The sequence below is a fragment of the Olleya sp. HaHaR_3_96 genome (genome assembly GCF_019278545.1).
In the GTDB taxonomy this organism is placed as follows: Bacteria; Bacteroidota; Bacteroidia; order Flavobacteriales; family Flavobacteriaceae; genus Olleya.
The window spans coordinates 299371-319237 of record NZ_CP058987.1; the positions used below are offsets into that span (position 1 = coordinate 299371).

Annotated in this window: 19 protein-coding genes and 1 tRNA gene; 5 read left to right on the plus strand and 15 right to left on the minus strand. The window is 35.6% G+C overall.

What is annotated here, in order from left to right:
• Positions 1-43 precede the first annotated feature (43 nt).
• The 11 genes from H0I26_RS01255 to H0I26_RS01305 all read right to left on the minus strand — a co-directional run bounded on the left by H0I26_RS01255 (position 44) and on the right by H0I26_RS01305 (position 9621).
• On the minus strand, positions 44-226 hold the full coding sequence (locus H0I26_RS01255; protein ID WP_218700677.1) for a hypothetical protein: 183 nt from the start codon (positions 224-226) through the stop codon (positions 44-46).
• A gap of 69 nt (positions 227-295) precedes the next feature.
• Positions 296-478, minus strand: a complete 183-nt coding sequence (locus H0I26_RS01260) for a hypothetical protein (protein ID WP_218700677.1) — start codon at positions 476-478, stop codon at positions 296-298.
• Positions 479-547: 69 nt separating this feature from the next.
• A complete protein-coding gene (locus tag H0I26_RS01265) occupies positions 548-730 on the minus strand; it encodes a hypothetical protein (RefSeq protein ID WP_218700678.1) in 183 nt (60 codons plus the stop codon).
• A gap of 69 nt (positions 731-799) precedes the next feature.
• Positions 800-982, minus strand: coding sequence for a hypothetical protein (locus tag H0I26_RS01270; protein ID WP_218700678.1), 183 nt, complete (start codon positions 980-982; stop codon positions 800-802).
• Between the two features lie 418 nt (positions 983-1400).
• Positions 1401-1474 (minus strand) — tRNA-Asp (locus H0I26_RS01275).
• A 77-nt stretch (positions 1475-1551) separates the two neighbouring features.
• Entirely contained in the window at positions 1552-2481 is a 930-nt protein-coding gene (locus tag H0I26_RS01280; protein WP_218700679.1) for a DUF58 domain-containing protein, read from the minus strand.
• Positions 2481-3026, minus strand: a complete 546-nt coding sequence (locus H0I26_RS01285; RefSeq protein WP_101015468.1) for a ClpP family protease — start codon at positions 3024-3026, stop codon at positions 2481-2483. The genes H0I26_RS01280 and H0I26_RS01285 overlap by 1 nt, the downstream gene beginning before the upstream one ends.
• A 204-nt stretch (positions 3027-3230) precedes the next feature.
• Positions 3231-3587, minus strand: a complete 357-nt coding sequence (gene trxA, locus H0I26_RS01290; RefSeq protein ID WP_256935319.1) for a thioredoxin — start codon at positions 3585-3587, stop codon at positions 3231-3233.
• Positions 3588-3745: 158 nt separating this feature from the next.
• A complete protein-coding gene (dnaE, locus tag H0I26_RS01295) occupies positions 3746-8137 on the minus strand; it encodes a DNA polymerase III subunit alpha (RefSeq protein WP_218700680.1) in 4392 nt (1463 codons plus the stop codon).
• A 148-nt stretch (positions 8138-8285) separates the two neighbouring features.
• On the minus strand, positions 8286-8738 hold the full coding sequence (locus H0I26_RS01300) for a PA2169 family four-helix-bundle protein (protein WP_317618211.1): 453 nt from the start codon (positions 8736-8738) through the stop codon (positions 8286-8288).
• Positions 8739-8928: 190 nt separating this feature from the next.
• Positions 8929-9621: a DUF6252 family protein gene (locus tag H0I26_RS01305; RefSeq protein ID WP_218700681.1), complete on the minus strand. Its 693-nt coding sequence runs from the start codon at positions 9619-9621 to the stop codon at positions 8929-8931.
• A gap of 142 nt (positions 9622-9763) precedes the next feature.
• Here H0I26_RS01305 and H0I26_RS01310 point away from each other — a divergent pair, with 142 nt between their 5' ends.
• From H0I26_RS01310 to H0I26_RS01330, 5 genes are all read left to right on the plus strand, one after another.
• Complete coding sequence (locus H0I26_RS01310; RefSeq protein WP_218700682.1) at positions 9764-10267, plus strand: 30S ribosomal protein S16; 504 nt, start codon at positions 9764-9766, stop codon at positions 10265-10267.
• 68 nt (positions 10268-10335) lie between these two features.
• A complete protein-coding gene (gene rimM / locus H0I26_RS01315; RefSeq protein ID WP_218700683.1) occupies positions 10336-10866 on the plus strand; it encodes a ribosome maturation factor RimM in 531 nt (176 codons plus the stop codon).
• A gap of 353 nt (positions 10867-11219) precedes the next feature.
• A complete protein-coding gene (locus tag H0I26_RS01320; RefSeq protein ID WP_218700684.1) occupies positions 11220-11933 on the plus strand; it encodes a tRNA1(Val) (adenine(37)-N6)-methyltransferase in 714 nt (237 codons plus the stop codon).
• A 364-nt stretch (positions 11934-12297) separates the two neighbouring features.
• Positions 12298-13476: an acyl-CoA dehydrogenase family protein gene (locus H0I26_RS01325; RefSeq protein WP_101015475.1), complete on the plus strand. Its 1179-nt coding sequence runs from the start codon at positions 12298-12300 to the stop codon at positions 13474-13476.
• 71 nt (positions 13477-13547) lie between these two features.
• Positions 13548-14444 (plus strand): metallophosphoesterase family protein, encoded by an 897-nt coding sequence (locus H0I26_RS01330; RefSeq protein WP_218700685.1) that lies wholly within the window; start codon positions 13548-13550, stop codon positions 14442-14444.
• Between the two features lie 1854 nt (positions 14445-16298).
• Here the strand turns inward: H0I26_RS01330 and H0I26_RS01335 are convergent.
• The 4 genes from H0I26_RS01335 to H0I26_RS01350 form a co-directional block, all read right to left on the minus strand.
• Positions 16299-16631: a 2Fe-2S iron-sulfur cluster-binding protein gene (locus H0I26_RS01335; RefSeq protein WP_218700686.1), complete on the minus strand. Its 333-nt coding sequence runs from the start codon at positions 16629-16631 to the stop codon at positions 16299-16301.
• 493 nt (positions 16632-17124) lie between these two features.
• A complete protein-coding gene (locus H0I26_RS01340; RefSeq protein WP_218700687.1) occupies positions 17125-18177 on the minus strand; it encodes an NAD(P)/FAD-dependent oxidoreductase in 1053 nt (350 codons plus the stop codon).
• Positions 18178-18417: 240 nt separating this feature from the next.
• Positions 18418-18654: a NifU family protein gene (locus tag H0I26_RS01345; protein WP_090836593.1), complete on the minus strand. Its 237-nt coding sequence runs from the start codon at positions 18652-18654 to the stop codon at positions 18418-18420.
• Entirely contained in the window at positions 18655-19794 is a 1140-nt protein-coding gene (locus H0I26_RS01350) for an Mrp/NBP35 family ATP-binding protein (RefSeq protein ID WP_101015480.1), read from the minus strand. It lies immediately after the preceding gene.
• Positions 19795-19867 lie beyond the last annotated feature (73 nt).

The following is a 19867-nucleotide window of genomic DNA, read 5'->3' on the forward strand; positions in this document are numbered from 1 at the left end:
GAAAGGTTTAGTTAATCTTAAGAATATTAATTATAACAGTAGATTATCCTTGAGAAGGCACTTTACTCTTCTTAATACCATTAGTTGCTAACAACTTACTATCTGCTTGTTTTACTACTTCTTTTGACAGTTTCTGATCTAACTCAGAAGGCTTATCTAAAGCACTTACTCCTGTTAGTAATACAATTGAACAAATGGCTACTAATGTAATTTTTAGGGTTTTCATAATGATAATTTTTTAAGTGAAAATTGGAAAGGTTTAGTTAATCTTAAGAATATTAATTATAACAGTAGATTATCCTTGAGAAGGCACTTTACTCTTCTTAATACCGTTAGTTGCTAACAACTTACTATCTGCTTGTTTTACTACTTCTTTTGACAGTTTCTGATCTAACTCAGAAGGCTTATCTAAAGCACTTACTCCTGTTAGTAATACGATTGAACAAATGGCTACTAATGTAATTTTTAGGGTTTTCATAATGATAATTTTTTAAGTGAAAATTGGAAAGGTTTAGTTAATCTTAAGAATATTAATTATAACAGTAGATTATCCTTGAGAAGGCACTTTACTCTTCTTAATACCGTTAGTTGCTAACAACTTACTATCTGCTTGTTTTACTAATTCTTTTGACAGTTTCTGATCTAACTCAGAAGGCTTATCTAAAGCACTTACTCCTGTTAGTAATACGATTGAACAAATGGCTACTAATGTAATTTTTAGGGTTTTCATAATGATAATTTTTTAAGTGAAAATTGGAAAGGTTTAGTTAATCTTAAGAATATTAATTATAACAGTAGATTATCCTTGAGAAGGCACTTTACTCTTCTTAATACCATTAGTTGCTAACAACTTACTATCTGCTTGTTTTACTAATTCTTTTGACAGTTTCTGATCTAACTCAGAAGGCTTATCTAAAGCACTTACTCCTGTTAGTAATACGATTGAACAAATGGCTACTAATGTAATTTTTAGGGTTTTCATAATATAGATTATTTATAGTTAATTATTAAGTTATACTCGAAACTTAGGTATTGCAAATTTAAGATAATAACGTTAAAATTCTACAAACCAAATATTTACATCGTGCATTATCCAATAAATAATTAAATAGCTTTAATATGAAGATAAAATTATAGGAAATTTTTAAAGCGCGATGACAGTCTCATTTCGAAAAGGAAATATACTAAATTACTCGGCGTAAAGCAAATAAGACAGACCAAGTGTCTGTAAACAAAAAAGCATCCCAATTTTCTAGAAGAAAAAAGGAAAGCTTTCCATCGGTTCAAGCTATTAACTAGCTTTCTACCAGTTTGATGGACTACTACATCCATCAAAACAACACAACTAAATTTTATTGCGAAAAAAAGCTCCGATAAATCGGAGCTTTTAGCAATTTTTGCGGTCTGGACGGGATTCGAACCCGCGACCTTCGCCGTGACAGGGCGACATTCTAACCAGCTGAACTACCAGACCGTTGCGTTATTGCGAGTGCAAAGATAGTCTTCTTTATGGATGTACCAAACTTTTTTACACTTTTTTTTCATTTTTTTTTAAATAAATTTTTCTCGAGCCACCATATAGCCGGTTAAAACAGTATCAAACGATTGATTAACGTCGGCTTCAACGTACTTAATCTTATACTGTAAACATTTCATTTTCAGCTCTTCAAAATAACCAAACACTGCTTTTTCATAATTTTCTTTGACCTGATCTGCATATAAGTTCACAAAATCACCAGTTTCAATATCAATAAATCTTTTTGGCTTATTATTAAAATTAAAGTTCATTTCTTTCGATTTATCATAAACATGAAACAAAACAACTTCATGTTTATTGTGTTTTAAATGTCGTAATGCTTCAAATAGCTTAACCTCATCTGTGGTCGTTTGAAACATATCAGTAAAAACAAAGATTAAAGAGCGCCTGTGAATCTTTTCTGCAATCTCGTGTAAATAGGCATACGTCTCCGTTTGCTTGCTTACGGGCTTTGATATAACCGCCTGCTCCAATTGATGGATCAACATCTGATGGTGACGTTCACTTCCCTTCTCAGGAGCGTAAAAATCATATTTATCACTATATATGCTTAATCCTACTGCATCTCGTTGCTTTTTTAATATATGCATTAAGGACGCAGAGGCCAAAGCCGAAAAAGCAATCTTATTTAAATTATCAATTGAGAAACTATCTTGTTGCGGATAGTGCATCGAGCTACTGTTATCTAAAATAATATGACAACGCAAATTAGTTTCGTCATCATAACGCTTAGTATACAGTTTATCTGTTTTAGCAAACAGCTTCCAATCAATATGACGTGTACTTTCGCCTTGATTGTAGATTTTATGCTCTGCAAACTCTGCAGAGAAGCCATGAAACGGACTTTTGTGCATCCCAGATATAAAACCCTCAACCACTTGCTTAGCTAAGTGTTCGAGGTTTTTAAATCCGCCTGCTTTATTAAGTTCGTCTTGTAACTTCATTACTCTGCTATACCATCAACAATACCGTAAGCTAAGCTTTCATCTGCACCCATCCAATGGTCACGATTAAAATCTTTCATTACTTTCTCATAGGTCTGTCCACAGTTATCTGCTAAGATATGCGCACTTAACTCTTTAGTTTTTACAATTTCTTGAGCTGTAATCTCAATATCACTAGCCTGTCCACGTGCACCTCCACTTGGCTGGTGTATCATTACTCTTGCATGCGGTTGGATAAAACGTTTCCCTTTAGCTCCAACAGATAACAAAATAGACCCCATAGATGCAGCTAAACCTGTACAAACAGTAGACACATCACTTTTCAGTCCTTTAATACAGTCATACATTGCAAATCCAGAAGTTACATATCCACCTGGACTATTAATATACAATGTAATATCCTTAGTCTCTAGGCTATCTAAATATAACAATCTATCTATGACATGCTTTGCCGTTTTATCATCAACTGCTCCCCAAAGAAATACTTTACGTTCTTCTAACAATTTTGCATCAATTGCATCTTGTACTTTTATTGTTTTACTCATTTTCTATTTTTTTTTCGTTTAAACTTTATCTATTTTCAAAATTACTTCTAAAAGAAAGAACCTCCATAATATTAAAGACACTCTTCTTATTATAAAAGCCATTTTGTAAATGTACTTTTAAAATAATTATTTCTAGTGTCCTCTAAAAATAAAAAAGGTTTGCCATTACAGCAAACCTTTTATCAATACTTTAATAAAATTGACCTATAATAAAGCGTCTAATGCTTCAGAATAAGCTGTTTTTGGTGCTACACCTACTTGACGTCCTACTACTTCACCATTTTGAAATACTAAAACCGTTGGAATGTTACGTACACCATATTTTGCTGCAAATTCTTGATTTGCGTCTACATCTACTTTACCTACAATAGCTTTACCTTCATATTCAGTACTTAACTCATCAATGATTGGTCCAACCATACGACAAGGTCCACACCAAGCTGCCCAAAAGTCAACGACTACTGGCTTATCGCTTTTTAATACTGTTTCTTCGAAGTTTGCATCTGTGATTTCTAATGCCATAATATTATGTTTTAATTGTGTTTTACTACGTGTTAATATGCAATATTAGTCAAAAATTATACGAAAGCTTACAACCTAACAATTTGTTTTACCTATTGTAGCATTGGTTTGCTTTATCCCTTTTACAAGGAATGAACGCCAGAGCCCTACCATTTCTAACGTATTACAAAATAAAGCAATATGCTAATACCCTTCTTTTATTGATTAATCAAATAATGAATCTGTTGCTCCTGCAATTCATTCAGCAACTCATTGGTCACTTGTATTTTTTGCTTTCGACTAATCATCGTTAATTTAATTTTATCCCTATTATCATACACCAAAAAGTTAAGCGCATGGTTACCGGGATGCATTGTTATCAACTCTTTTAGATATCGTATTTTTTCAGCTTCAAGCTCTTTAATATTTAATTGAATTGATATTTTTCTAACGTTTTTCTCCATGACATCGTGCAATAACTGGAAACTATTAAATTGCAATCTTGGATCACTCTTTTTACCTGTATCACGATTCACCCAACCTTCTCTAACAAAAGCCTTAACGTGTACAAACGTGTTTTGCAATAAAAATGGGCGGTGTTTTAGATACTCTTCACCAAAAACCCTAAACTCAAACGTATCCGTATAATCTTCAATGGTAAACATTGCCCAACCTTTACCTTGTTTACTTACACGATGTTGCACATCTGTAACAACACCTCCAAAAGTAATTTCTTTATTAACGTGAGCGCTTAAGTCATTAAAATCTGAAATTGTTCCATTACAAAACGATTTCATTTCTGTCCTAAAGTCATCTAAAGGATGCCCTGAAATATAAACCCCAACGACCTCCCGTTCTCGAGATAGTTTTTCCATGGTTCCCCAAGTTTCACATTCAGGAATCACAGGTTCTTCGATCTGCACATCACTATCACCACCAAACATGCTGACTTGTGCAGAATTTTCATTTTCTTGATGTTTAGCTCCGTATTTTATCGCCTTTTCTAAAAAGGTTAATTCACTTCCATCTTTAAAAAAGTATTGCGCACGATGTGTATCTCCTAGCTCATCAAACCCACCAGCTAATGCCAAGTTTTCAAATGCCTTTTTGTTAGCTGCACGTAAATCAATACGTTTCGCTAAATCAAATATAGAGGTAAAAGGTCCGTCTTCATCTCTATTATTAACAATAGTCATTACAGCGCCATGTCCAACCCCTTTTATGGCTCCCATACCAAAACGCACCGCATTATCCTTGTTTACAGAAAATTTATAATAAGATTCATTAACATCAGGACCAAGTACTGGTAGTTTCATACGCTTACACTCGTCCATAAAAAACGTCACCTGCTTAATGTCATTCATGTTATTAGACAATACCGCAGCCATATATTCGGCTGGATAATGTGCTTTTAAATACGCCGTTTGATAAGCAATCCATGCATAACACGTCGAGTGCGATTTGTTAAAGGCGTAACTAGCAAAAGCTTCCCAATCCTTCCAAATTTTCTCAAGCTTTTTAGCATCATGCCCTTTAGCACTAGCCTGCTCGATAAATTTTGGTTTCATTTTATCCAAAACCGCAATTTGCTTCTTACCCATGGCCTTACGCAGGACATCGGCTTCACCCTTTGTAAAATCTGCTAAAGACTGAGACAATAGCATTACTTGCTCTTGATATACTGTAATTCCGTACGTTTCTTTTAAGTACTCTTCCATTGCTGGTAAATCGTACTCAATATCCTCATCACCATGCTTTCTACGTACAAAGCTTGGTATGTATTCCATTGGACCAGGTCTGTACAATGCATTCATGGCAATTAAATCGTCAAAAACGGTAGGTTTAAGATCTTTTAAATGCTTCTGCATTCCAGGAGATTCATATTGAAATACCCCAACCGTTTCTCCACGTTGAAACAACTCGTAAGTCTTTTCATCATCCAGAGGAAAACTATCTGGATCTAATAATATATCATGTTTAGCTTTAACTAATTTTACGGTATCTTTAATAAGCGTTAGCGTTTTAAGCCCCAAGAAATCCATCTTTAACAGTCCAGCATCCTCTACTACAGAGTTATCAAACTGTGTGACATACAAGTCTGAATCTTTTGCCAAAGCCACTGGCACGAACTTAGTAATATCATCTGGCGTAATAATTACACCACAGGCATGTATCCCTGTGTTTCGAACAGACCCTTCTAATGATCGTGCAATATTTACGGTTTCGGCAGATAAATCATTTCCATCCGAAATATTTAAAAGCTCGTTAATTTTTTCTAAATCTTCCGCTCTAAACTTTTGCCCTAATTCTTTTTCGGTTAAACCGAAAATCTTGCCAAGCTTGGACATTGTAGGGATCAGTTTTGCAATCCTATCCGCATCAAATAAAGGTAAATCTAGGACACGCGCTGTATCTCTAATCGAAGACTTTGCAGCCATCGTACCGTAAGTAATAATCTGGGCTACTTGACTACTTCCATACTTTTCGATAACGTAATCCATGACACGAGATCGTCCTTCGTCATCAAAATCAATATCAATATCGGGCATACTTACACGATCCGGATTCAGGAAACGCTCAAAAAGTAAGTTATACAATAACGGATCAATATTAGTAATCCATAAACAGTAAGCAACTACAGATCCTGCTGCCGATCCACGTCCTGGACCTACAGAAACGTCCATTTTTCTGGCTTCACGTATAAAATCCTCTACAATCAAGAAATACCCAGGATACCCAGTTTTCTCAATAACGCTTAGCTCAAAATCTAGTCTTTCAATAACAACATCGGACAACTCTTCTCCGTATCGCTTTTTAGCACCAACATACGTTAAGTGTCTTAAAAGCGCATTCTCCCCTCGTTTTCCACCATCAATTTTATCCTCTTCACTAGCAAACTGTTCAGGAATATCAAACGCAGGCAATAATACATCCCTAGCTAATTGATACCCTTCAATTTTATCAACCACTTCTTGAATGTTGGAAATGGATTCTGGCACATCCTTAAACAAGCTTTTCATCTGGTCTCCAGACTTAAAGTAGTATTCTTGGTTAGGTAATCCATAACGGTATCCCCTACCACGACCAATTGGTGTGGCTTGTTTTTCACCATCTTTTACACACAATAAAATATCATGCGCATTGGCATCACCCTGCTTAGCATAATAGGTGTTATTCGAAGCTATTAACTTAACATCATGTTGTCTTGCTAATTTTATTAAAACAGGGTTGACACGGTTTTCATCTTCCTGATCGTGTCGCATCAGCTCTACATACAAATCGTCACCAAATGTTTCTTTCCACCAAACCAAGGCTTCTTCCGCTTGATTTTCTCCAACATTTAAAATCTTACTTGGGACTTCTCCATATAAGTTTCCTGTTAAACAGATCAGGTCTTCTTTATATTCTTCAATGAGTTTTTTATCAATCCTTGGTATGTAATAAAACCCATTAACATAGGCATGAGACGATAACTTTGCAAGGTTGTGGTATCCATTTTTATTTTTTGCCATTAAGACAATTTGATACCCGTTGTCTTTTCTGCTTTTGTCTGTATGATCTTCACAAACAAAAAACTCACAACCAATAATTGGCTTTATTTCTTTAACCGTTGTTGTGGTTCCGCTAGCTGCTGCTTCTTCTATTTTAGCTTTTGCGGCTTTATTATATTTATTAGCAGCATTTACAAAGTGAAATGCTCCCATCATGTTGGCATGATCCGTTAATGCTACCGCAGGCATCCCATGTTCTGCAGCAACTGTAATAAGATCAGCCACACTCATTGTTGACTGTAATACAGAAAACTGAGAGTGGTTATGCAAATGCACAAAGTCTACTGCCTGTAGATCCTTGATGTTTTCTTTAATCTCTGCCGTACTAATCTCGTTAGTATCCTGCTTTTGTAATTTTTCTTGAATTTTAGCACTTTCCCTTTTCAGGTTAATATGCTTTAACCCTATTAACTGTATGGTTTGCGGATTCGTTTTATTAAATTGCTCGAAGTATTCTGGAGCAACATCTAACTGTTCTTTAGTATATTTTTTTAAACGTATTAATTCTAAAAAACAACGTGTTGTTGCCTCTACATCGGCTGTAGCATTGTGCGCTTCCCCAAAGGGTTTGTCAAACAAAAACTGGTGTAATTCGGTTAAAGTTGGTAATTTAAAACGCCCATAACGCCCACCAGGTAATTCACACAAGGCAGCTGTTTGCTCCGTACACGTATCTAAAACTGGTAATTCTTGTAGTGGATTTTCTACATTTCCACGTACAAACTCGGCACCCATAATATTCAGGTCAAACTTGACGTTCTGTCCGACCACAAATTTGGCTTTACCCAATGCGGTATTAAACTTTTCTAAAACCTCTGCTAAAGGGATTCCTTGTTGTTGTGCTAATTCTGTAGAAATACCATGAATCTTCTCCGCATCATATGGGATATTAAATCCATCTGGCTGCACCAAATAGTCCTCATGCTCCACACAATTACCCATCTCGTCATGCAATTGCCAAGCAATTTGGATACATCTAGGCCAATTATCGGTATCAGTAATTGGTGCATCCCAACGTTTAGGTAATCCGGTGGTTTCGGTATCAAATATTAAATACATGTGAATGTTCTTAGAGGGTTTTGTTCAAAAATACGAGCCTATAAAAGTACGTAGAATTAATTTTTATTTAAAGTGAAATCACAAACAGTTGTAAACAAAAAAAGCCAGTGCGTTAACACTGGCTTTTTATAGTCTCTAAAACACGGTTTTAGGACACTAACTCTTCATGTACTTTTTCCGTATTGATGGCCGCTTGAATAGCGTGTCTATGTTTTGCAATTAAGCTATCAATGGTTGGTGGCAGATTATTTTCTTTCAATAACGTGTCGTATTCTTCCAAACTAGCTTCCTCACCTTTGATGGCTTCTTCTATAATCGCTTCTTCGTTATTTGAAGAAAACACCGCTTTTAAACTCATCCAATTCCTGTGCATGGCACCTTTAAAACTTCCCGAATCTTCTGGAATTTGTCCATACTGCAAGATTTCTGTTCTTAATTCTTTAGTATACTGACTACGTTCAGACGCACGTCTTTTAAAAAACAATTTTAAATCGTTGCTTTCTACATTATCAATTGCATTAAGATACCCTTTTTCAGCATCATAATTTTTAACTAACAATTCATTTAATTTTTTTGAAATTTCTTCTCTGTAATTCATCATATCTCTATCATTTTAAATTTCAATACCCTTTTTTATAGATGCGTATTGTTTCACATCTGCATTCTCAATATACAGCAAACAACAGCTGTTATCAAGGGATTTAACAGGGTTTATGATAGCATTAAGAGTATTTAACATAAAAAAAGCCAACACAAATGTGTTGGCTTTTTTTATTCTATATAAGTAGTGTTTAGTTACTACAATCTCCTAATCCGTTAATTAATGCTTGTATTCCTCCATCTGTATCTCCACAAGCTGTTTTTTTAACTTGAAGTGCTGTTTTATAAGCTTCACAAAATTCAGTGTATTGTGTTCCTGTCGGATTCACATTATTCAAATTAACTTCTGTTGTGACAACCACCGCTGTAGCATTTTGACAAGCTACATTAACATCTGTACCGTTAACGACTGCAATATCTACAATAGGCACATTATGAAAATAACCTCTATTAAAATTCTCCGTTTCTAATCCCGCAGCATCATAAGCCGTAAAAGTAAACGTTCCAGACACTGTTCTTTCTATTAAATTATACTCGGCCAACACAATACTTCCCTCCGATGGGTATATTTGCACCTCAGGATTTGGAATATTATTAGTACTATACACCTTGCCTGACGCTCCTTCAAAAACCACAGAAGACACTGTATTACCCAATGAATAAGTCTTTTCTAAGGTGTTATCTGTTTTAAGGTTTACGGTTTCAGCTCCTCTAACCCCCGTTATTGTAAGATCTCCAAAAGTATCTACATTTGCTCTAAAGCTACTTGCCTCCCAAAGCTCACTATTCTTATAACCAACAAATGCAGGATCATTAAACACAAGATCTTCACTACAGCTAGTTAAGCCAAGAATAAGCACTAAAAGGGATATTGTTTTTTTCATCATAACAGCGTTTATAACTTCAAAAATAGAATAATTTATTTTATTTGCCAGATTTACTTTAAAAACTTGAAAATTAAAAAATTATAGTATCTTTGCAATCTTATTAATAATAGAGGTCGCGAACCTCGCAAATTAATTATTTATGCCAGTAAAAATTAGATTACAAAGACACGGTAAAAAAGGAAAACCTTATTACTGGATCGTAGCAGCTGATGCTAGAGCGAAAAGAGATGGTAAATACCTAGAGAAATTAGGTGCTTACAATCCAAACACAAACCCTGCAACTATCGAATTAGATATTGATGGTGCAGTACAATGGTTACAGAATGGTGCACAACCAACTGATACAGCAAAAGCTATTTTGTCTTACAAAGGAGCAATGCTTAAAAACCATTTAGCAGGAGGAGTTAGAAAAGGCGCTTTAACAGAAGAGCAAGCTGAAGCAAAGTTTACTGCTTGGCTTGAAGAAAAAGCAACTAAAGTAGATGCTAAAAAAGATGGTTTATCTAAAGCGGAAGCTGAAGTTAAAACTAAAGCTTTTGAAGCAGAAAAAGCAGCTAATGAAGCTAGAATTGCAGCTAACGCTCCAGTTGTAGAAGAGGCTCCTGCTGAAGATGCAAAAGCTTCTAACGAAGAAGAAGAATAAAAATTATTTTTTATACTTTTAAACTCCGATAATTTTTATCGGAGTTTTTTATGCAAAAAACTTTTCTTATGGATATTAAAGACTGTTTCTTTTTAGGTAAAATTGTTAAAAAATATAGTTTCAAAGGCGAGCTGCTTATTAAGTTAGACACAGACGAACCTGGTTTATACGAAAACCTTGATTCGATGTTAGTTGATTTAAGAGGATCACTTGTTCCTTTTTTTGTAGAAAGTTCTCAATTACACAAATCAGAATTACTTCGTGTAAAATTTGAAGATGTAGAGACTGAAGCGGATGCTGATAGTTTAATTAAAAGCAAGATTTACTTGCCATTAGCCGCTCTTCCAGAATTAGAGGACGATAAATTTTATTTTCATGAAATTATTGGTTTTACTGTAGAAGATAAAAACTTTGGAAAGGTTGGGATTATAAAAGCTGTAAACGATAGTACGGCACAATCTTTATTCGAAATTGATCGTGATGGTATCGAAATTTTAATTCCGATGAATGATCAATTTATTTCTAAAGTCGACAAACCAAATAAGACCATTTTTGTTGAAACCCCAGAAGGATTAATTGATTTATACTTAGAAGAGTAACCTACGTCATGCTGAATTGATGTCTGCATCACACCCAAAATAATGAGACCCTGAAACTAGTTAAGGGTGACGTAATGGTAGTAAACTACATTTAATGGTACACTTGAAGCAACAATTGACTTATAACTAGAATAATTACCCACGTCATGCTGAATTCATTTCAGCATCACAGCCAAAATAATGAGATCCTGAAACTAGTTCAGGATAACGTAATGGTAGTAAACTATATTTACTGGTGCTCTTGAACCAATAATTCACTTATAACTAGAATAATAACCCACGTCATGCTGAATTCATTTCAGCATCACACCCATAAATAATAAGATACTACAACACATTCAGGATAACACAATATGAGTAAGCCTTTTAAATTTAAAGAATTTAACGTCCAACAAGACCAATGTGCCATGAAAATTGGTACTGATAGCGTATTGCTTGGCGCTTGGACACCATTAGATACCAATCCATTTTCTGTATTAGATATTGGTGCCGGAACCGGTGTACTATCTTTAATGTTAGCACAACGTAGTCACGCACAAGTGATAGATGCTTTAGAAATTGACGAACAAGCTTATGAGCAATGTGTAGATAATTTTGAAACCTCACCGTGGGCAGATCGTTTGTTTTGTTATCATGCGGATTTAGCAGAATTTGCAGAAGAAATTGAGGATAAATATGAGCTAATTATTTCTAACCCTCCTTTTTATTCTGAAGACTACAAAACCAAAAATGACCAACGTGATTTAGCACGTTTTACGGAAGCACTTCCCTTTGACCACTTAGTAGATAGTGTTTCCAAACTGCTATCTGAAGATGGCATCTTTTCTGTTGTTATTCCTTTTAAAGAAGAAGTTAACTTTATCAAATTAGCTTCAGAAGTCAAGTTATTCCCTAACAATATCTTGCGTGTTAAAGGGTCCGATACTTCGGAAACCAAGAGAAGTTTACTAACATTTTCTTTCCGCGAAAGCGAAATAAAAATAGACACTTTGGTTATTGAAACTGCACGACACCAATACACGGACGATTACATTAACTTGACCAAAGATTTTTATCTTAAAATGTAGTGGATTGCATTGCCTTTAACTAATAAACACTTTGATTCATTTTGTGATGAGATCCTGAAACTAGTTCAGAATGACTTGGTGTGGGTAAGTTTTTTTGTTGCTATTGATTTTAATGGTTTGATAGAGACCCTTCGACTGCGCTCAGGGTGACATTGATTTTGCTATTGGGTGACAGTTTTGTTGTTATTTGGAGTTATTTGATTTTATTCTAAAATGCTAAATATGTTATTATTCGTTAGTAAATAAAAGGATTCGTAAAAATTTGCCTTAATTTTTAATATAATATTGTGTTCTGCAAACGATTTCGTTATTTTTGTTTTGAACAATAAGCTACATTAATAGTTTATTTCTAACACAGACTAAAATGAAACCAGATTTATTTGAAGCTCCAGATTACTATAATCTTGACGAACTTTTAACTGAAGAACATAAATTAGTACGTGATGCTGCTCGTGAATGGGTGAAGCGTGACGTCTCTCCAATTATAGAAGAGTATGCTCAAAGAGCAGAATTCCCAAAACAAATTGTAAAAGGATTAGCAGATATTGGTGCTTTTGGACCTTATATTCCTGTGGAATATGGTGGTGCTGGTTTAGACCAAATTGCTTACGGTTTAATCATGCAAGAAATAGAACGTGGCGATTCTGGTGTTCGCAGTACAGCATCTGTACAATCCTCTTTAGTGATGTATCCAATTTGGAAATATGGTAACGAGGATCAACGTCAAAAATACTTACCAAAATTAGCTAGTGGTGAATGGATTGGTAGTTTTGGTTTAACTGAGCCTGATCATGGAAGTAATCCAAGTGCAATGGTGACTAATTTTAAAGATATGGGTGACCACTATCTTTTAAATGGTGCAAAAATGTGGATCTCGAATTCGCCTTTTTGTAACATCGCTGTCGTTTGGGCAAAAAATGAAGAAGGTCGTATTCATGGTTTAATTGTAGAACGTGGTATGGAAGGATTTACAACACCAGAAACACATAACAAATGGTCACTTCGTGCATCTGCCACTGGAGAGCTTATTTTTGATAACGTTAAAGTACCAAAAGAAAATTTATTACCTAACAAATCTGGATTAGGCGCACCATTAGGTTGCTTAGATTCGGCACGTTTTGGAATTGCTTGGGGTGCAATTGGAGCAGCAATGGATTGCTACGATACTGCTTTAAGATACAGTAAAGAACGTTTACAATTCGGGAAGCCAATTGGACAGTTTCAATTACAACAAAAGAAACTAGCTGAAATGATTACCGAAATTACTAAAGCACAGTTATTAGCTTGGAGACTTGGTGTTATGCGTGAAAACGGTACAGCAACCTCAGCGCAAATTTCTATGGCGAAACGTAATAATGTAGATATGGCATTAACCATTGCCCGTGATGCTAGACAAATGTTAGGAGGAATGGGAATTAGTGGAGAATACAGCATTATGAGACACATGATGAATTTAGAAAGTGTAGTCACTTATGAAGGTACACATGACATCCACTTACTAATTACAGGATTAGATGTTACGGGGTTAAATGCTTTTAAATAGTATTTATAATTAGATATTATTAAAATGCACATCTATTTGATGTGCATTTTTTTTGTATTATTTTTACTTTTATGTTTTCAGGAAAAAAGAAATTAGATCGTGCCTACCAACAAGCTAAAGTGATTGCGTTTGACGATACGTCTAAATTTATATTATTTAGCGATTGTCATCGTGGCGATAACAGTTTTGCTGATGACTTCTCTAATAATAGAAACATCTATTATCACGCCTTAAAACATTACTATGTTAAGGGTTTTAATTATGCCGAATTAGGTGATGGTGATGAACTTTGGGAAAACATATCCTTTAATGCCATATTAAACGCCCATAAAAATGTGTATATGCTTATGAAGCAGTTTCATAAACAAAAGCGCTTACATATGATTTGGGGTAATCATGATATGGTCTACCGAAACCCGGAGTATGTAAAGAAAAATCTATCGACCTTTTTTGACCCTAAAGAAGGAAAAGACGTGGAGTTATTTAAAGACCTTAATTATAATGAAGCCATTGTACTAAAACACAAAGACACCAATCAAGAGGTGTTTTTAACACATGGACATCAAGCTGATTGGTGGAATTACACCTTTTGGAAATGGAGTCGATTTATGGTCCGAGTACTTTGGAAGCCCTTAAATGTTATGGGAATTGCCGACCCGACAAGTCCTGCTAAAAACTACACAGAACTAATTAAAGTAGAACGTAGAACTAAAAATTGGATCACAGCCAACAATAACCTAATTACTATTATTGGCCATACCCATAGACCACGTTTTCCAGAACCTGGTGATGTAGCCTTTTTTAATGATGGTAGCTGCGTTCACCCAAGATGCATTACTGGAATTGAGATTGAAAATGGTGCTATCTCATTAATTAAGTGGCAAATTGCAACTAAAGAAGACGGGACTTTGCAAATTGTACGTGTACTTCTGGAAGGTCCGAGACGTTTGGTGGATTATAAGAAATAGTTTTTTTTGTGGTTAATTAGAATACTCCCCTTTTTTTGACATTTAAAACTGCTTCGCGTTTTTAGCAAACCCTCCGATTTTTTTCTAAAAAAACCACCTCCCTTTAACTAAAGAGAGGAGCTGCATAACATCATGATTTGTAGGTTGATTTACTTATATTTTGCTAGGTATTTGGGTTTAGATGCCAGCTATGGCTATGCTATTTTGAAACAACTCTTTTAATGAAGCTTTTGGATGCTAGTTTTGGCTCTAACTAACAAACAGAACTAGCAACAAATACTCATGAATAAAACGATAACCCATTTCGCAAATGTTCCTCACTTTAGTTAAAGGGAGGTGGTTTTGGTGCAACCGAAATCGGAGGGTTTGCTAAAAACGCGAAGCTATTTTTAACGGGTTTGAGGTTTGAGGTACTTGACTATGCTATGAATAACAGATTACTTTAAATAACAGTTTTGGATGCTTGTTTTAATTTGGGCATTATGTCTTCTTTGGTAATTAAAACTGCTTCGCGTTTTTAGCAAACTCTCCGATTTTTTTTCTAAAAAAATCACCTCTCTTTAACTAAAGAGAGGAGCTGCATCACATCATGATTTGCAGGTTGATTTACTTATGAATTGCAGGTTGATTTACTTATGAATTGCAAGGTGTTTGGGTTTAGATTCTAGACGGTTATCTTATTTTAAAACAGCTCTTTTAAATGACGGCTTTGGATGTTTGTTTTAGCTCTGAATAAAAAAGAGAAATAGAAACAAATACTCTTGAATAATAGAATAACCACCTCGCAAATGTTCCTCACTTTAGTTAAAGGGAGGTGGTTTTGGTGCAACCGAAATCGGAGGGTTTGCTAAAAACGCGAAGCTGTTTTTAACTGATTTGAGATATTCCACTGTGCTATGATTAACAGGCTACTTTAAATAGCGGTTTTAGATGCCCGTTTTGGCTTTGAATAACAAAGAGGGATGACAACAAATACTCTTAAATAAAACGATAACCCACTTCGCAAATGTTCCTCACTTTAGTTAAAGGGAGGTGTTTTTGGTGCAACCAAAATCGGAGGGTTTGCCTTAAACGCGAAGCTGTTTTTAACTGGTTTGAGATGCTCCACTGTGCAATGATTAAAAAGCTACTTTTAATGAAGGTTTTGGATGCTGGTTTTAGTTTGGGTACTATGTCTTCTTTGGTAATTAAAACTGCTTCGCGTTTTTAGCAAACTCTCCGATTTTTTTCTAAAAAAATCACCTCTCTTCGACTAAAGAGAGGAGCTGCTTCACATCATGACTTATAGGGTGATTTACTTTTGTTTTGCTAGGTGTTTTTAGATGCTAGCATGGCTATGTTATTTTGAAACAGCTCTTTTAAATGACGCTTTTGGACGCTAATTTTGGCTCTGACTAACAAAGAGAGATGACAACAAATACTCATGAATAAAACGATAAGCTACTTCGCAAATGTTCCTCACTTTAGTTAAAGGGAGGTGGTTTTGGTGCAACCAAAATCGGAGGGTTTGCCTTAAACACGAAGCTGTTTTTAACTGGTTTGAGATGCTCCACTGTGCAATGATTAAAAGGCTACTTTTAATGAAGGTTTTGGTTGCTGGTTTTAGTTTGGGCACTATGTCTTCTTTGGAATTTAAAACTGCTTCGCGTTTTTAGCAAACTCTCCGATTTTTTTATAAAAAAATCACCTCTCTTTAACTAAAGAGAGGAACTGTATCACATCATGACTTATAGCGTGATTTACTTTTTATTGTAAGATATTTTCGATTCGTTGGTATGGTTATTTTTCCCTGAATAAGATCCAAAGCACAACAACAAACACTCCCAAGCTCTACTTCCGCAGGAATTAAATAATTTAAGATTCTGGCGCTAATTCCACTTCCAAACCTTCCATTTCTGCCGTCATTTGTATTTGACATCCTAAACGCGAATTGTCTTTAACATCAAATGCCTCGCTAAGCATAGCTTCTTCATCGTCTTGCATTTCTGGTAATGGTGTATCACTTAATACATAACATTGACAAGAGGCACACATAGCCATACCTCCACAGATTCCGATGGTACCTTCAGGAGCAAGCTCGTAACTACGTACGACTTCCATTAAATTCATAGCCATGTCTGTTGGTGCTACTATTTTGTGTGTTACACCGTCTCTGTCTGTTATTTTGATATTTATGTCTTGTTCCATTTTTTTAGCTATTTACGCAAACTGGGGTTGCTTAACTTTAATTTAGTGTGTTGTGCGATTGTGCTACCTTTTTAGGATAACGTTACTCAACTTCTTTTTACTTGTGTGATCCTGAAACTAGTTCAGGATGACGTAGTGGGTGTTATTGTGTTTGATGTTACTGGTGTTACTATGTTTTCGTTTTACCACAAACCCTTCGACTGCGCTCAGGGTGACATTTTATTGTTGCTATTATGCTTTGCTCCGTTACACCGAAACTAGTTCAGGATGACGTCGTGGTTGTTATTGTGTTTGATGTTACCGGTGTTGTTCTGTTTTACTGTTAACTACCCTTCGACTGTGCTCAGGATGACATTTGATTGTTGCTACCACTATATTACCTACTACATATCAAATTTAATGCCTTTTTTGATATAAAAAAAGACCTCACTGATTTTAAAATCTATGAGGTCCAAGTGTTTATATTTTAGATTTTAAAAATCTTAGCATTACTTTAATCAATTGCTTTTACAACTGCCTTTGGTGCTTCTTTACGTGTTCCGTCAAATCCATTGACACCACTAACTGTCGTATACTTTAATACGTAGCGCTTTCCTGGATTAATGATTTGATAGGCTGATTGACACATTAGTGTCGCCTCATGGAATCCACAAAGAATTAATTTTAATTTTCCTGGATAGGTATTTACATCTCCAATGGCATAAATCCCTGGTATATTAGTTTGATAGTCTAAAGCATTATTAACTTTAATGGCATTTTTCTCTATCTCTAATCCCCAGTTTGCAATTGGTCCTAATTTTGGAGATAACCCAAATAACGGTACAAAATGATCACATGGTTTTGTAAACGTATCGTCACCTTGTTTTACAACAATAGCTTCTAATTTACCATTACCTACTACTCCAACAACCTCAGCGGGCGTGATTAGATTAATTTTACCAGCGTTTTTAAGTTCTTGTACTTTTTCTACAGAATCTAAATGACCTCTAAACTCGCTACGCCTGTGTATTAACGTCACTTCTGATGCGATGTCGCTTAGATAAATACTCCAGTCTAAAGCAGAATCTCCTCCACCTGCTATGACTACTTTTTTGTCTCTGTAAAACTCAGGTTCTTTTATAATATACTCGACACCATGATCTTCAAAACTTGCTAGATTTTCAATGACTGGTTTACGAGGTTCAAAACTACCTAAGCCACCTGCAATTGCAACTACTGGCGCTTGGTGTTGTGTGCCTTTATTAGTGGTCACTATAAATGAGCCGTCGTCTTGTTTCTCAATTGTTTCTGCACGTTCTCCCAATGTAAATCCAGGTTCAAATTGCTTGCATTGCTCCATTAACTTATGCGTTAAATCTCCCGCCAAAATTTCTGGATAGGCAGGAATATCATAAATAGGTTTTTTTGGATATAACTCTGAACATTGCCCCCCTTGTTGTGGTAATGCGTCTATTAAATGACATTTAAGTTTTAATAATCCTGCTTCAAACACTGCGAAAAGACCTGTTGGTCCTGCACCTATTATTAGTATGTCTGTTTTAATCATTCTGTAACTTTTTCTTAATCGTCTTTAGCTTTTGGCTATTGACTTTTTAAACATGGCTTACTGCTTTGCGCTAACAAAGGTAAATTAAGCATTTGTCTAATTTTATGACTTTTGTTAGCTTTTACTCCTGCGTAGCGATGGAATACTTCGACTACGCTCAGTACAAGTTTACTGTTTGAGCACCTCGCAGAGTGTAAGTCGTGAGCGCCCGCCCCTTGTGGTAACGCCCAAACTGTTTTTTTACCCTACGTTAATGACACGCTCTATCTGTGGTGCGTACTTTTTGATGGTCATTTCTACGCCTGACTTTAACGTCATTTGGTTGACACTACATGAGGTACACGCGCCTTCTAACTGCACTTTTACTTCGTTATTTTCTATTGACAATAGGGTGATATCACCGCCATCGTTTTGCAAAAAAGGACGAATTTCTTCTAGTGCTTTTTCTACGTTTAGTCTTAGCTCTTCTGTTGTCATTTATTTTTTATTAACTGCAGAACATCCTGCCATAGTGGTTATTTTGATAGCTTCGGTAGCTGGTAAATTATCGTTTCTGTCCACGACTTGCTGCACTACATTTTGTGTAATTTTTTCGAACGCTTTCTCTAGTGGTGTTCCAGTTTGCATTGCTGCTGGACGACCAACATCTCCTGCTTCTCGAATACTTTGCACTAATGGTAACTCTCCTAACAATGGCACTTGTAGGTCTTCTGCTAAGTGTTTTGCGCCTTCTTTACCAAAGATATAATATTTGTTATCTGGCAATTCTGCTGGTGTAAAGTAAGCCATGTTTTCTATAATTCCTAAAACAGGTACGTTAATACTGTCTTGTTGGAACATTGCAACTCCTTTTTTAGCATCTGCTAAGGCCACTGTTTGTGGTGTACTTACAATTACTGCTCCTGTGATTGGTAGTGATTGCATGATACTTAAATGGATATCTCCCGTTCCCGGAGGTAAGTCCAATAATAAGAAATCTAACTCGCCCCAAGCGGCATCAAAAATCATTTGATTTAATGCTTTGGCTGCCATTGGCCCTCTCCAAACGACTGCTTGATCTGGTTTTGTAAAAAACCCGATAGATAATATTTTAACCCCGTAGTTTTCTACAGGTTTCATTTTTGATTTACCGTCTACTGTTGTTGACAATGGACGCTCGGACGCCACATCAAACATTATTGGCATTGATGGTCCGTAAATATCGGCATCTAAAACACCAACTTTAAAGCCCATTTTTGCTAATGTTACTGCAAGGTTTGCTGTTACTGTAGATTTTCCCACCCCTCCTTTTCCTGAAGCTACAGCTACAATATTTTTGATACCAGGAATGTGTTTTCCTTTGATTACATTAGGTGCTGACTTTTCTGGTGCATCTACCGTAACGTTAATTTTAATCTTAGCTTTTTCGTACACGTTTTTATGGATGGCTTGTAGAATTTCTACTTCCGTCTTTTTACGTGCTTGAAGTGCTGGATTTTTTATTGTAATGTCTACAATAACCTCGTCTGCAAAAGTGACAACATTTGTTATTGCTCCGCTTTCTACCATATTTTGTCCTTCTCCAGGAACGGTTATGGTTTCTAAGGCTTTAAGTATGTCTTGCTTGTTTAATTTCATTTTTTTGCTAGAAAAAAAGAGATTAGAAAGGAGAACTTGGACTGTTGTCGCATTCTCAAAACCAACTCTTGAT

Coding starts and splice junctions, on each gene's coding strand:
- H0I26_RS01260 (WP_218700677.1), bottom strand. CDS start 478: ATGAAAACCCTAAAAATTACATTAGTAGCCATTTGTTCAATCGTATTA.
- H0I26_RS01255 (WP_218700677.1), bottom strand. CDS start 226: ATGAAAACCCTAAAAATTACATTAGTAGCCATTTGTTCAATTGTATTA.
- H0I26_RS01335 (WP_218700686.1), bottom strand. CDS start 16,631: ATGGAACAAGACATAAATATCAAAATAACAGACAGAGACGGTGTAACA.
- H0I26_RS01345 (WP_090836593.1), bottom strand. CDS start 18,654: ATGACAACAGAAGAGCTAAGACTAAACGTAGAAAAAGCACTAGAAGAA.
- H0I26_RS01350 (WP_101015480.1), bottom strand. CDS start 19,794: ATGAAATTAAACAAGCAAGACATACTTAAAGCCTTAGAAACCATAACC.
- H0I26_RS01310 (WP_218700682.1), top strand. CDS start 9,764: ATGCCAGTAAAAATTAGATTACAAAGACACGGTAAAAAAGGAAAACCT.
- H0I26_RS01305 (WP_218700681.1), bottom strand. CDS start 9,621: ATGAAAAAAACAATATCCCTTTTAGTGCTTATTCTTGGCTTAACTAGC.
- H0I26_RS01285 (WP_101015468.1), bottom strand. CDS start 3,026: ATGAGTAAAACAATAAAAGTACAAGATGCAATTGATGCAAAATTGTTA.
- dnaE (WP_218700680.1), bottom strand. CDS start 8,137: ATGTATTTAATATTTGATACCGAAACCACCGGATTACCTAAACGTTGG.
- H0I26_RS01300 (WP_317618211.1), bottom strand. CDS start 8,738: ATGATGAATTACAGAGAAGAAATTTCAAAAAAATTAAATGAATTGTTA.
- H0I26_RS01330 (WP_218700685.1), top strand. CDS start 13,548: ATGTTTTCAGGAAAAAAGAAATTAGATCGTGCCTACCAACAAGCTAAA.
- H0I26_RS01265 (WP_218700678.1), bottom strand. CDS start 730: ATGAAAACCCTAAAAATTACATTAGTAGCCATTTGTTCAATCGTATTA.
- H0I26_RS01280 (WP_218700679.1), bottom strand. CDS start 2,481: ATGAAGTTACAAGACGAACTTAATAAAGCAGGCGGATTTAAAAACCTC.
- H0I26_RS01325 (WP_101015475.1), top strand. CDS start 12,298: ATGAAACCAGATTTATTTGAAGCTCCAGATTACTATAATCTTGACGAA.
- H0I26_RS01270 (WP_218700678.1), bottom strand. CDS start 982: ATGAAAACCCTAAAAATTACATTAGTAGCCATTTGTTCAATCGTATTA.
- H0I26_RS01340 (WP_218700687.1), bottom strand. CDS start 18,177: ATGATTAAAACAGACATACTAATAATAGGTGCAGGACCAACAGGTCTT.
- rimM (WP_218700683.1), top strand. CDS start 10,336: ATGGATATTAAAGACTGTTTCTTTTTAGGTAAAATTGTTAAAAAATAT.
- H0I26_RS01320 (WP_218700684.1), top strand. CDS start 11,220: ATGAGTAAGCCTTTTAAATTTAAAGAATTTAACGTCCAACAAGACCAA.